Genomic DNA, 15,128 nt, shown 5'->3' with positions numbered 1-15,128 from the left:
TTTCAACTCTTATAACTTTCGATAACTTGAATTGAATATAGGCTTTAAAAATCCAAATTTATTGGTAGAGATACTGCTATAATCCCTCAAACCTTCTACTGCCGCATTATCTCTATCTAACCGAGGTCTTGATATAAAGTCGTACATAAAAATTATGTAGCCCAATAAATATCTAAATATTTAAAGTGCTGAAACTAAAAAGAACTACTTACTAAAGATAGTAAGTAGTTCTTTATTTTCCAGTCGCATATCTCAAACAAAGTATTATTCACGAAAACTTCTATGCCTTACTTCTACAACTATTATTTAAAATTATATTGTGTAACAATTGGCTCACGATTTAGTTGTTGATCTTTAAAATACTCATACAAGCTAATTCCTAAAAATGAGCCCGAGATATTGTAAACTTGATCATAACCATTATGCTCTAGCACCATTACCGCATTGTAACTACGTTGTGCAGAACGACAATGGACATAGACAGGTACGTCCTTTGGAATTTCATGCATACGCTCACGTAATTGACTTAATGGAATGTTTTTTGCACCCTTGATTGCACCATTTGCAAATTCATTAGGCTCACGTACATCAATTATAACTGCGCCTGACTCGACTAATTGGCGTACTTCACTGACACGCACTTGCTTAAAACGACCTGCCATAATATTTGTTGCGACAAGAGCCGCTAAATTGACGACATCTTTCGCGGTTGAAAACATTGGTGAATATGAAAGCTCTAGCTCTTTTAAATCTTCAATTGTCCCATTCATTGTCATCAATGTCGCAATGACATCGATTCGTTTATCTGCATTCCCCTTACCAATCGCCTGTGCGCCAACAATTCGTCCAGTTGGTACTTCATAAATTAATTTAAAATGAAGTGGATTACTTGTAGGCATCAGCCCAACTTTATCTGGCGCAATGATATACACGGCATCAACTGGTAACCCCATTTGCTTTGCTGTCCGCTCATTCAATCCTGTTGCAGCTGCTGCATAATCAAAAACTTGAATACTCGATGAACCTATAACACCTTTATTAGCCGAAGTTATTCCATATATATGATCCGCAGCTGCACGAGCTTGCTTTTGTGCAGGCCCAGCTAATGCTAAACGAGTCGCTTTATTCATCAAGCGATGATACACTTCTATGGCATCTCCAATAGCATAAATGCTCGGGTCATTCGTTTGATAATTTTGATTTACTTTAATGGCACCAGTTGCACCAATCTCTAGTCCTGCCTCTACTGCTAATGTTGTTTCTGGACGAACGCCAATCGCTAAAACAACAATGTCAGCATCCATTGTTTTTCCTGAATTTAATGTAATAGAATCTGTCGTAATTTCTGCTAAGCCATCCCCTACAATCAAGTTCACACCATGATCTAATAACTCTTTGTGTAAAATTTGAACCATATCTTCATCAAATGGTGTTAAAATTTGTGGGGCAAATTCCACTAAAGTAACACCGCGTCCAGCTAAGCGGAGGTTTTCAGCTACCTCTACACCAATAAATCCGCCACCAATAACTGCGATATTTTGAGCATCTTTTTGAACAATTGCTTGTTGTAATTGTTCAATATCTACTACATTTCGCACAGTGAACACATGTGGTAAATCCGTACCTTGAAGATTTGGAACAATCGGGCTAGCTCCTGGAGATAAAATTAATTCATCATATACTTCTGTTGATAGCTCTCCTGTTTGTGTACTTCTAATCGTTACTGACTTTTCATGACGATTAATCGCAATCACTTCACTATTTACACGTGCATCAATTTTATATTTTGATTCAAAGGACTCTGGTGTCATCATTAATAAACGCTTACTATCTTCCACAACACCGCTTAAATAAAATGGTAAAGAACAATTTGAAAACGATACATGAGGCCCTTTTTCAAACATGATAATATCAGCTTGCTCGTCTAACCGTCTAATTCTCGCCGCAGCAGAAGCGCCTCCAGCAACTCCACCAATAATAATAATCTTCTTCATCAAAATCCCCTCCAAAAAATATGTAGAATACAATAATACATGTAATTGATTAGCACTTTCACAATACACTATATACCCACAGGGGTATATAGTCAACTAAAAATTTACCAAATTAAAGGAGCATTAGAAAAACTTTCGATTTTGCTTCACAAAAGCAACATCACAAATTTCGTCATGCACGTCATATAAAGTAACAATATATTGCTTCTTTCCATACTTTAAAACCCTAAATTTAGCGTCTCCCCCAAACAGAAATACTCAAAGGGCGTAAAGCACTGGAAATGCTTCACGCCCTTAAAAGATTTATTGCTGCATCGCTCGATATAAAAAAGCTGCTAATTGTGCTCTTGTCACAAAAGCTTCAGGTCGGAACTTACCATTATCACCTAATGCTATCCCTGCCCGTTCTAGTGCCCCGATATACCCCGCACTCCAATGACTGCTATCTACATCCGTAAATGAACTTGTAGTTTGTGGTTGGAGCTGTAATGTATTCGCTAATATTTTCGCCAATTGGGCGCGTGTAAGATGGTCGGCTGGATGAAAGGCTCCATCAATCCCGTCTATAATACCCGCCTGCTGTAAGATCGTAATCTCATGATAATACGGATGATGTGGTGCTACATCTGAGAAAGCTATTGATGGACGACTCGCCTCAAATGTAAATGCACGTGTCAAGAGGACCGCTACGTGCTGGCGGCTTATCGTCTCATTTGGACGGAAAGTACCATCCTTATAACCTGTAATTATCCCTCGTGTTGCCAATGCCTCAATTATTTCCTGTGCCCAATGGTTTTCAATATCTTGGAAAGTCACGATTGGTAGCAATGGCTGTGGTGTTTTGGGTGGCTGTGAATCTTTTGACGATTCTGCTTCTTCCTCTGGTAAGGCTGTCCATTTCGCATAGAGCGTTAAACTTTCTTTCACCAGCGTCCCTTTATCCCACGGTTTCGTTAATTCCTTGTCTTGATACCAACCAGCAAAACGGAAACCTTCTCTTGTCGGTATAGGTAAATTACTTAGTTTAGTGTTATAAATTACCTCCATAGGTTCTATGACTGTTCCTCCATTTGTATGAAATATAATAGTCACAGGTGTTGATGGTGAATAATCATTGTCGTTTACTGGCTCTTGTATAGGTGCTGGACTCGGTGTTGGTTCATTACTAGATACAACCTGCTCAACCGTGATTTGAGCGGTTGCTGTCCTACTACCGTCTATTGTTGTTACTATAATATCTGCTACTCCTGCCGATTTTGGTGTGACCATTCCATTTTGATCTACAGTAGCAACAGTTGGGTTACTACTTCTCCAACTCACATTCTGATTACCTGCATTTGCTGGAAATATCGTTGCAGTCAATGCTACTGGGCTACCACCTACCTGTAATTGTAAATTTGTTGGCTGCACTATTACACTCGTAACCGGGATAGAAGGTTCTTGTACAAGCAATGTATAGACACCCTGTTCACCGTTTTGAGCTGTAACAATAATGGGAATAGTCATTGTCTCTCCGGCTATTATAGTAATCGTATCAGTTGTAGTGGTTTTCCCATTAATCATCACACTTGCATTAACATTCGTTGGTAGTGCAGTCACTTGTATAGTTGAAGTAGCAAGATCTGGCTGAATTGTATACCTATTTATAGTTGGCTGGAAGCTTGGATTTAATATGCCTTGATCTACTATTAAGGTTTGCAATGTCACATCGCTAGATGGTGCGCGTGCTACTGTCAGAGTATATGTTTTTTGGGTTTTACCGTCTGGGGCTGTGACGACGATGGATACCGTTTTTGCTTGCCCTACTAAAAGTTCTATTGAATCCAACGCTGTATGCTTGCCATTAATAGTCACACTTGCTTCGCTATTTGTAGTAACGGCTTCCACATCAAGCATTGTCACATTATGTTCTACTTGTAATGTATAATTTTCTTCGTCTGCTTTAAAGACAGGACTTAGAATACCCTCGCTTACAGATAATCTCTGTAATGTCGCATCCTCTGACAATGCTCTCATGACCGTCAATGTGTATGTTTTTTGTGTTTTGCCATCTTGTGCTGTCACCACTATTGGAATTGTGGTTTCTCCCACAACTAGCTCTACCGTTTCTGATGATGTTTTATTATTCACCGCTACCTTCGCTCCATCACTTGTTGGAGAAGCTGTAATTTGAATTGATGAAACAGCATGTTCTACCTGTACTGTATACATTTCTTGATTTGCCGAAAATGTTGGACTTAATGTACCTTGATTTATAGTCAAGCCTTTTAAGCTAGCATCGGTCGATGTTAATCTTACTATAGTAAGTGTGTATGTTATTTTAGTATGACCATCTTGAGCTGTCACAACAATTGGAATTATATTTCTACCAACATCAAGATTGGCCTGATAACTCAAAGTGCCAGTAGATGATAGTTTCCCTTCTATATTAATTGCGGCTAGGGAATCAAAAGCTGTTGCTGTGATAGTTAACATAGAAACATCATTGCCTACAGTTACTTGATGATTCGGATGATTCGATAAAAGAGGTATTGTGAATGTACCTATCTTTAGACTACTTAAATTTGCATCGGAGGGTAAAGGAGTCATTTTTTGTACACGTTGATTTAATGCTTCCCCCTCTATGACGTATAAATTCCCTGCTGTATCTATTGCTAATTGGCTAGGATATATAAGTTTACCATCTAGTGAACTTTCAGCACCCCATTGAGCTAGATACTCTCCATCTGATGTAAACTTCTGTATTCTCCAATTATTCTTATCAGCAACATAAATATTCCCATTAGGATCTACTGCTATTCCTTCAGGTAAACTAAATTTATTTTTCCATCCATAAGATAAATCTGTGCCATCTGAACCTAGCTTTTTAACCCTATTGGAAAATGTATTCGTAATATACATATTTCCTGCCTTATCAAGTGCAATGTCAGCAGGATAACCCATTTGCCCAAACTGAGCTATATATGTTCCATCTGCAGTAAATTTTTGTATACGATTGTTTACAGAGTCCGCTACATAGACATTCCCCGTATCATCTATCGCGATGCCTCGAGGATATTTAAATTGTCCATTACCAGTGCCCTCGCTCCCCCACTGTTTTATCAATCTGCCACCTGAGTTCAATTTGTAAATGATATGTTCTATTCTACTTGATACATAGATATTACCAGAGGCATCATCCACTGCAATTCCTCCTAGTTGTTTGCCTGGATCACCAGTACAAAAACCTATAAGCTTTGTTCCATCCGCTTTAAATTTTCTTACACAAGTACTACCCGAATCTAAAACATAAATATTTCCATACTTATCTACTTCTATTCCCCCAGATATTCGAAGACCAGAAGTTTGTAATGTTAGTGGTTTAAACTTTCCAAGCTCCGAAGCCTCTACAGAAGATAAGGTTATTAGGAAAAAGTGTATAGCTATATATAGAAGTGCGAAAAATCTCAATTTCTTGAAACTCAACCTCATCATCTCCTGAATTTTATTATTTAAAAATATATAATCTAAATTATTCATCGATGCTCGCAAAACCTAAAGAAAAGCTGACAATGAATAGTTATTTATGATTTATCCTCGTCAGCTTTTCAGAGTAACCCTTCTCGTATTAACTCTATAATGTTCCTCAGAAATAAAATCACTATCTATTTTTTTCTTATATTATTTGAAAGTAATATTAATCTATAAAAATCTTACTCTATTCCGATATAACCGAATGAAGCTATTCTATTGCTTCATGTCCTAAAAGATTTATTGCTGCATTGCTCGATATAAAAAAGCTGCTAATTGTGCTCTTGTCACAAAAGCTTCAGGTCGGAACTTACCATTATCACCTAATGCTATCCCTGCCCGTTCTAGTGCCCCGATATACCCCGCACTCCAATGACTGCTATCTACATCCGTAAATGAACTTGTAGTTTGTGGTTGGAGCTGTAATGTATTCGCTAATATTTTCGCCAATTGGGCACGTGTAAGATGGTCGGCTGGATGAAAGGCTCCATCAATCCCGTCTATAATACCCGCCTGCTGTAAGATCGTAATCTCATGATAATACGGATGATGTGATGCTACATCTGAGAAAGCTATTGATGGACGACTCGCCTCAAATGTAAATGCACGTGTCAAGAGGACCGCTACGTGCTGGCGACTTATCGTCTCATTTGGACGGAAAGTACCATCCTTATAACCTGTAATTATCCCTTGCGTTGCCAATGCCTCAATTATTTCCTGTGCCCAATGGTTTTCAATATCTTGGAAAGTCACGATTGGCGGCAATGGCTGTGGTGTTTTAGGTGGCTGTGAATTTATCGCTTCTTCCTCTGGTAAGGCTGTCCATTTTGCATAGAGCGTTAAACTTTCTTTCACCAACATCCGTTTATCCCACGGTTTCGTTAATTCCTTGTCTTGATACCAACCAGCAAAACGGTAACCTTCTCTTGTCGGTATAGGTAAGTCGCTAACTGTTGTATTATAGGCAATCTCTATGTCCTTTAAAGATAACCCTCCATTTGTCTCGAGGGATATTTGAATGGATCTTGATGGATTAGCGGAATTATTGCCTTCCGATGTGGATGGACCCGTAACATTACCTTCATTTGGTGTAGAAGGGTTCGATGCCCACTGTGCATACAATGTGACATCTGCTTTTCCCATTTGGAAGGTTGCATTTTCAGCATAGGATATTCCTTTTCCATCCGCTTGTGTATTCCAGCCTGTAAATGTATAGCCTGTTCTTACTAGATTGCCACTATTTCCTTGAACTGTTACCGTTTTATTTTCTTCATACTGTGTACTATCCTGTGGTACAGTACCACTTGTTGCGCCATTTGCATGATAGGTTACGGTATACGTTGGCGTATTAGGTTTCGTCCATTGTGCATAAAGAATCACATCCGCTGTACCAATTGGGAAAACGTCATTTGCCTGATATGCCGCTCCTTTTCCATCCGCTTGTGTATTCCAACCTGCAAACGTATAGCCTGTTCTTACTAATTGTCCACTATTTCCTTGAACTGTTACCGTTTTATTTTCTTCATACTGTGTACTATCCTGTGGTACAGTACCACTTGTTGCGCCATTTGCATGATAGGTTACGGTATACGTTGGCGTATTAGGTTTCGTCCATTGTGCATAAAGAATTACATCTGCTGTACCTATTTGGAAAGTTTCATTTGCATTATACGCCGTGCCTTGTCCATCTGCTTGTGTATTCCAGCCTGCAAATAGATAGCCCTTTCTTACTAGATTACCGCTATTCCCATGGACTGTTACCGTTTCATTTTCTTCGTATAGCGCACTATCCTGTGGTACAGTACCACTTGTTGCGCCATTTTCATCATAGGTTACGGTATACGTTGGCGTATTAGGTTTCGTCCAGTGTGCATAAAGAATTACATCCGCTGTACCGATTTGGAAAGTTGCATTTGCATTATACGCCGCGCCTTGTCCATCCGCTTGTGTATTCCAACCTGCAAATAGATAGCCATCTCTTACTAGATTGCCGCTATTTCCTTGGACTGTTACCACTTCATTTTCTTCGTATAACGCACTATCCTGTGGTACTTGACCACTCGTTGCGCCATTTGCGTCATAGGTTACCGTATAATGATTCTTTATCCATTGTGCGTATAGAATCACATCCGTTGTACCGATTTGAAAAGTTTCATCCGCAAAATACGGCTCTCCTTGTCCATCCGCTTGTGTATTCCATCCCGCAAATAGATAGCCATCCTTTACTAGATTACCGATATTCCCTTGGACTGTTACTATTTTATTTTCTTCATACTGGGTACTGTCCTGTGGTACAATACCACTTGTTGCGCCGTTTGCATTATAGGTTACTGTATAGTACGGTGTCGTTTCGTATACACCTAAATCAATGGCTGCGCCTTGAATTCGTCTTTTCCCTGCTAAATCTGTGGCAATACTATGTGCATCTGAATTCCCTGCATCAATTGCTGGTCCGCCAACTTTTAAATGCAGATTTCCGCTAGTTGGGGAGACGAATACATCATCAGGCACATAAGTTGCAGGACCGGTAGGATTTGAAGTTGCATCAAACAATTGACCTTTGTATCCTCTTTCTACCGGCACATCGAGCAAACTCTTTGTTGTCTGCCCCTGATAATCAGTCAGTGCTGCTGTATGACCATTTCCAATAATAATACTATTAATAATTTTGCTATTTGCAGCACCTCCGTAAATAGCTGCTGGACTATTTGAATAGATGGTCGCATTTATCAAGCTAAAATCCGCAAAAATATTATAAAGAGCACTACCCTTATTCGCATTATTTGAAATAAATAGGGCATTAATTAATGATGGATTGCCAGACTCATTAAGTAATCCACCACCTAACTCGCTTTTATTTCCATTAAAAATTACATTTGTGATAAGTGGATTACTTTGCAATCGATTGTATATTCCACCACCCCTACTTATTGCTATATTCCCATGAAATTCGACGTTATTTAATTCCGGAGCACTTCTGTTAGCATTAAACATAGCTCCTCCACTATCCGATTCATTGTTCCTAAATATTACATCTGTGAATTTTGGGCTACTCTCTCTATCATTAACTATTCCCCCTCCAAAATACGCTGCTTTATTTTGCTCAAACATGACATTGGTTAAGATTGACTTATTACCAGGTCCATTATTGTATATCCCACCTCCTTGTTGCGATGCTATATTTTGACTAAATGTCACATCTGTTAAGGTTGAGGCACTATTACCGTAATTTGCTATACCTCCTCCGTGAGCCGCTTCATTGTTCGTAAATTTTGCGTGCTCTATTATAATGTCACATGAATTATTTTGAATGCCCCCACCACTACGTGTTGCTTTATTTTTATTAAAAATCACATTTGATAGCTTCGGAGCACTCTCATTCCAATTGAATATACCTCCTCCTGAGGTCGCTTCATTGTCAGTAAACTCAACATTCATTAAGGTTGGTGAACTTTGCAAATTGTACATCCCACCACCAAAATAGTTTGCCTTATTGCCATAAAAAATAACATTCCTCAAAGTTGGGTTATTTCCTGAATTGTACATACCTCCCCCATGCATATGAGAAGTGAGATAACCATCCGCATGTCCTGCTGTGATTGTGACGCCATCAAGGATTGCAGTTGCATTTAATTTTAAATCATAATTATTTGGATGATAAAAAACATGATATGCCGCTTCTCCACTTGGAAGTGCACCACTTAATATCGTTTTATTGTGCGTGAAATCTCGATTCTCGACTGTCTCCTCGTCACTATCTCCTTTAAAGCCACCGTAAATAGCTACACCGTTTTTCATTTTGAAATGGGCAGTACGAGCGTCCCTCACATCATCTAGTCGTGTCGGTATATATGTTCCTTGTGCTATCCAAATTTGGTCGCCAGTCTTTGCCTTTGATAATGCGCTCTGTAAATCTAGAAAAGCATTCTCCCAACTTGTACCATCTTTTTTACCACCAGCAGCATTTGTATTCACATAAATAATGTTGCTCGCCGCTAATAACGAGCTTTGCTGGACTGTCTGATTATTCATTGCTGCAAGCACAGGTATACTGCCTATTAAGGAATATGCGATTAATAAAAATAGAGAAAAAATAGGTATCACCTGTCTCCATATCTTTCTCATACCATCCCTCTTTTCGTTTAACCTTGTTAGAAATTGTTACTATAGCCCGCATATATTACTCAAAAGTAATATAATGATACATCGTGATGATTTCAGTACTGCAACCGCACACCTTCTGTCCGTGGACTCTACTAACCTCCTTTCTATTTATTTTATCTTCTCTCTGACTATATATAAAATACTGGAATTATATTAACGGAGGGAATTGCTTAAAAAGCCTTGAGCATACATCCCGATACGACATAGCTATAGCCAATTTCATTTCCAATTTTATATTACTGAAAAGTAATATTCAACTATAAAAAGAAAAATATAAATTTTCCTTTTTAACTCCATTTGAGAACACTATTTTTCTCTATTTAGCATTCCTTCTATCAGTAAATCGACAATATCCGTTGCTATTTCTTGTGGTTGTTTTTTCTGTGGTAGTAATTGAATGAATGTTAATCGTTCAATTATGCCTATTAAGCACTCTGCCACTGTTTGCGTATCTAAATCTTTCCGAAAGTAACCTGCATCTACTTCAAAATCCAGATTGTCTTTTATTTGCTTGACCATTTGCGCTTTTATTTCATCTGCCTTTGTTGATAAATAAAACCCAATACGTGTTAAATTAGGGTTTTTAGAAAAAAACACCAGTAATTCTTTTACGTTATATATAATACGCTCTTTTACTGTTGCTTGCTCCAATGCAGGCTGTAAGCGGCTTTTTTTGGCAAAATCAATCATGCGTAAGCGAAATAAATTTTCTAATTCTTCGAAAATAGCATCCTTATTTTTAAAATACAAATAAAAAGTGGGTTGACTTAATGAAGCAGCTTTAACAATCGAACTCACTTTTGTATCATGATATCCATGTTGTGCAAATTCATTTGCTGCGATTTCAAGAAGTAGTGCCCGACTTTCTTCACCACTAGCACCTTTAGGTCTTCCTCTTTCTCCCATTCAAAACACTCCTACATAAAAATTACTACTAGTCCCACATCTACATTTCATTATAATGTATATGTAGTTACAATTTCTAAACGAACAATCAAAAATTTACTGATACTATACATGAAAGTGACCACTTAGGCAAATACTTTTCCATTCATTCAATTACTTTATTTTGCGACCTTTTATCGCACATCAACATTGTGACACACTATTGGCAAAAGTATAACAAATACACCTCGTAAAAATTAGACATGAAATCTATCTTTTACGAGGTTGTCTTTTGTTTGGCTCACCATCTTTTTTTACTATTGAAATTTTAAAATCTGCTCATTACTATTTGCCAGACTTAATCCGCCGTGGTAACAAACTACAGATTCTATGTCTAGATTTATATATTTCTTTAATGATTGGCGAGCAGCCTCTATATTTAAAGTAGTTGGAAGATGAACTCCCTGCAGTACACCGTTTACACTATACATCGAATCCCCTGCAACAAGTGTTTTACTTTGCCTCAAATATAGACTAATGTGACCTGGGGTATGTCCTGGCGTATGGATTACGAGAATTCCCCCACAATATGGCAGCTCTTGACCGTCATGTAACGTCTCATCTACTCTTCCCTTCGGTGGATTCGCTATATGCCCATCTTTCAGAAGTGGAAAATCCCCTTGAATATAAGGTTTATCTAGCTCATGCGCGTATACTTTCATATTACTTCCATCGTTTTGTAATATGTCAGGTAGGTTCCCTATATGATCTATATCCTGATGTGTCAAAATCACAACTTGTATATTGTCAAAAGCCACGCCTATCTTATCTATTGCTACGCGCAAATCTTCCATTTGTCCAGGAAATCCAGTGTCTATTAAAACGGCCATGTCTTGATCCCATAAAAGCGTGGGATAGATCATGGTGCCATTAAATTCAAGCTCCAAAACCTCCACTCCTTTAGAAACTTGCATAACTTTGCCTCCTTGACAATTCGATTTTTTAATAAGATTTTCTTACATTAGAAAATCTTTTGCTTAATAACATGCTGCAAAGTCCCTTTCTGCCAGAGTAACTTCTTCAATGTTTCGTAATTGACTAGAACCGTTCCAACAATAATCGTCAAAGTACCTATGCCAGTTAACCAAGATAGATATTCTTGATAAAAAATAACACCTAATACTACAGCGATTAAGGGAGAAATATACAGCCATGTAGAAGGAAAAATTGGATTTGTCCGTGAAACAAGCCAATAATAAATGCTATGCCCAATCATTGAACCTACAATAATTAAATAAAGAAGGGAGCCCATTGAAGCGAGATTTAACAGATTGTTAAACTGAATGTTCTCGGTAAAAAACGATAAAATAATTAATAGCATCCCGCCGTACATCATTTGCACTGCATTTAAGGCAATTGGTGATGTCGTTTCAAATTTTTGGATAACATGTTTCGTATAAATTGTTCCTATTGCATAAAATAGCTCACCTACTATGATGGCGAGACAACCAACCATCCAGAAGGTACTTATTTCAATTGAAAAACTAGGTATAATCAACAGTGTGACACCAATAACTCCGACAACACAACCGATCAATGATTGACGATTTCCTTGTTGTTTCAATACCAATGTTTGAATAATGATAATCATCATCGGACCCGTAGCAGATAGAACAGCTGCAATTCCTGATGTCACATACTGTTCTGCCCAGTATAATGCGGCAAACGTTCCAAAAGTCAAACATACCCCTGTAAAAAACATCTCTTTCCGCCATAATAACCGGATTGTCGTTTTTTCTCTCCAAACCATAAAACTAAATAGCAGCAAACCAGCAATGAAAAAACGAAGCCCAGCTGATAAAAATGGAGGTACCCCTGCATCAACACCAATTTTAATCGCTAAAAAAGTCGTACCAAAAATCAAACACATAAAAATATAATTAATCATCACCATATCAATCTCCTCCTTTTTTCTATCATAAAAGAAGGAACGTAGAACAGATTGAAAAAGATAGAACAGATTAACATCGTTCGTGGTACAATCTTTTTGAATAGGAGGAATCGAAGTGGACAAAACGATTGAACATAAAGATTATCTTTTTAAGAAAGTATATGATTATGTACTACACCGTATAGAACGCAACGAATGGAAAGAACATGAAAAGATTCCCTCCGTCCGCCAATTAGCTTCTGAAATGAATGTTCATCGATTAACGGTCTTAAAGGCTTATCAATTATTAAAAAAGCATGACAAAGTTTATGTAAAAGATAAAGCAGGCTATTTTGTCCAATCAATCGAAACAAAACATTTTGAAAATCTAAATCAAAGCAATCCGATTGTTTCTGCATACTTACAAAAAAATCATTTATCTGAAATCCATCAGCCAGCTGTTTCCTATCAATTTTCGCAGGCGTTAATTGATCCCAATCTTTTACCTAATCATTATTTTTCAGATTACGTAAAGAAAGTGTTTGATCTTTATCCAAAAGTACTTGCAACTTACTCAACTGTGCAAGGTGATTTAGAACTACGTGAAACACTCACACAGTATTTTATCAACCAGTATAAAACACATATTAGTGCAGATGAGTTGCTCATTACTTCTGGCTCACAGCAAGCGATTCACCTTATAGCCCAAACTTTTATTAAGCCTAGAGACGTCGTTTTATTTGAACGTCCAAGCTATAGTGCTGCGATTGATATTTTTAAAGCACAGGGAGCCCAGATTGTTACGGTGGATATTCATCCAAAAGGGTACGATTTACAACAACTTGAATTATATATTAAGCAATATAAACCGCGATTATTTTATCTCAATCCGACATTTCATAATCCGACTGGCTATACTGTTCCTATTGAGCAGCGCAAAAAATTAGTAGAATTAGCTGAACAATATCGACTGTTATTAATTGAAGATGATGCTTATCACGACATATATTTTGATGAACCCCCTCCACCACCCATTTATACCTATGATAGTGCTGGGACAGTCATTTATATCCGAAGTTTTTGCAAATATATTTCACCTGGTTTAAGAATTGCGACTGTTATTTGTCAATCATCATTAATGAACGCATTGCTAACAACTAAATCGTTAGCGGATAATGGCTCACCACTTCTCAATCAAAAAATTTTTCTCCATTACTTTTCATCTCTAAGATTGCAACAACACTTGGAGAAAATTCGAATTGCTCTTCAAATTCGAAAGGAAATCATGGAGGAAGAGCTAGCCATAACAGATTGGCGATGGACCAGTCCAAAAGGCGGTTTGAATTTATGGGTACAGCTTCCAAATAATTTTCCAACTGAATTATTATTAAGCAAAAGTTTCGAACAAAATATTTCCTTTGTGCCAGGACAAGTTTGTGATCCATTAAAACAATTATCTTCTTGGATTCGTTTAAGCTATTCTTACGCAAATGAAAAACAATTAAAAGAAGGGCTAAAAAGGTTTGTAGCAGTGGCACAATCACTTTCTAAGTGAGCTGCCATACAACAAAAGTGTTAGATTGACTGCAATCAATCTAACACTTTTTTGTTATGTCGTTGATGTCACCAAAGGCTCCGTTACCGACAACTAGTTTTTCATTCTATTTTTTGCAAAAGCAAAATACACGAACATTATTTCTCTGTTTCTTAAAACTTATTCGCATTGGCCCAGCCTCGATACGATAGACAAAGAAAGTTCAAGTTATTTCTCGTATGTCATTTGTCTTTTTCTTCTCATATACCATACAGATTATTTTTCTACTATTACTTGTATGACACGGCGAGTACTTGTTTGAATCGACGTATCATATTGTTCTACTTCCCCCGTAAAGTAATGTTTTAATTTATAACGACGAGCCCATCTTAAGATATTCTCCGCATTATATAAATGAGACATATCTTTTGGTCCCCCCGTATTGTATAAAAGCTGTGCGTATTCATATACCTCAAACATAAATACACCGTTTAGTTTTAAAGAGTTCATAATTTTATCAAGTACTACTAATTGGAAGCTATGAGGAAAATGCCCAAAAACCATTATTGCGCCATCATAGTTTTCTTTAGGCAGTTTGTACTCTATTAATTCTACCCTTTTTGTGTCGATCGTTACGCCATTCATATTTGCCAGTAATTGAACTTTAGCTAGTCCTTGTGAAGTAGAATTATAAACCGTTACCTTATATCCGAGTTTTGCTAAAAATACTGCATTCGCTCCCTCATTTTCTTCATACGCAGCAATTTTGCCATGCTTTGGGAAATAATGTACAGAAGACTTAATAAATCGATTCGCTTCCGTTCCATACACATATAGTGGTGGACTCTCTTGTTCACGCCCCATGCTCATACCCTTCCTCCCATTTATACGTAAAACGATTCCAGTATTTTAAACTGATGTTTTTATTACCATCATTATAAAAAACAATTGAGAAATTCTAATGAATTTTAGTAACAAAAAAGTAAATTTCATTTACAGTCGATATTTTACTCTCAACAATTAGCTTCTATTGCGTGAAATCAAGAGAAATCGGACAAACCATTTCTACGTTATACATACTATTTTGACAAACTAATGAAGTTTAGTTGCT

At 37.4% G+C, this 15,128-nt stretch carries 8 protein-coding genes; 1 reads left to right on the top strand and 7 read right to left on the bottom strand.

Annotated features, from left to right (window positions below; genetic code table 11):
- Positions 1-302 precede the first annotated feature (302 nt).
- The 6 genes from I5435_RS07080 to I5435_RS07055 all read right to left on the bottom strand — a co-directional run bounded on the left by I5435_RS07080 (position 303) and on the right by I5435_RS07055 (position 12,507).
- Positions 303-1,997, bottom strand: coding sequence for an FAD-dependent oxidoreductase (locus I5435_RS07080; RefSeq protein ID WP_337983498.1), 1,695 nt, complete (start codon positions 1,995-1,997; stop codon positions 303-305).
- 300 nt (positions 1,998-2,297) lie between these two features.
- Positions 2,298-5,459 (bottom strand): cadherin-like beta sandwich domain-containing protein, encoded by a 3,162-nt coding sequence (locus tag I5435_RS07075; protein ID WP_337983497.1) that lies wholly within the window; start codon positions 5,457-5,459, stop codon positions 2,298-2,300.
- A gap of 285 nt (positions 5,460-5,744) precedes the next feature.
- Positions 5,745-9,629, bottom strand: a complete 3,885-nt coding sequence (locus I5435_RS07070) for an InlB B-repeat-containing protein (protein WP_337983496.1) — start codon at positions 9,627-9,629, stop codon at positions 5,745-5,747.
- Between the two features lie 345 nt (positions 9,630-9,974).
- Positions 9,975-10,574, bottom strand: a complete 600-nt coding sequence (locus I5435_RS07065; protein ID WP_024362414.1) for a TetR/AcrR family transcriptional regulator — start codon at positions 10,572-10,574, stop codon at positions 9,975-9,977.
- Positions 10,575-10,870: 296 nt separating this feature from the next.
- Complete coding sequence (locus I5435_RS07060; RefSeq protein ID WP_024362415.1) at positions 10,871-11,527, bottom strand: MBL fold metallo-hydrolase; 657 nt, start codon at positions 11,525-11,527, stop codon at positions 10,871-10,873.
- Positions 11,528-11,574: 47 nt separating this feature from the next.
- Positions 11,575-12,507 (bottom strand): DMT family transporter, encoded by a 933-nt coding sequence (locus I5435_RS07055; RefSeq protein ID WP_024362416.1) that lies wholly within the window; start codon positions 12,505-12,507, stop codon positions 11,575-11,577.
- A 112-nt stretch (positions 12,508-12,619) separates the two neighbouring features.
- Between I5435_RS07055 and I5435_RS07050 the strand changes: the two genes are divergently transcribed.
- Entirely contained in the window at positions 12,620-14,038 is a 1,419-nt protein-coding gene (locus I5435_RS07050; protein WP_025218987.1) for an aminotransferase-like domain-containing protein, read from the top strand.
- A 255-nt stretch (positions 14,039-14,293) separates the two neighbouring features.
- Here the strand turns inward: I5435_RS07050 and I5435_RS07045 are convergent, their stop codons facing one another.
- Positions 14,294-14,887 (bottom strand): class I SAM-dependent methyltransferase, encoded by a 594-nt coding sequence (locus tag I5435_RS07045; RefSeq protein ID WP_025218986.1) that lies wholly within the window; start codon positions 14,885-14,887, stop codon positions 14,294-14,296.
- Between the last annotated feature and the right edge of the window lie 241 nt (positions 14,888-15,128).

The organism is Lysinibacillus sp. C5.1, assembly GCF_016350185.1.
GTDB lineage: Bacteria > Bacillota > Bacilli > Bacillales_A > Planococcaceae > Lysinibacillus > Lysinibacillus sphaericus.
This window is presented reverse-complemented; position numbering and strand designations above follow the sequence as displayed.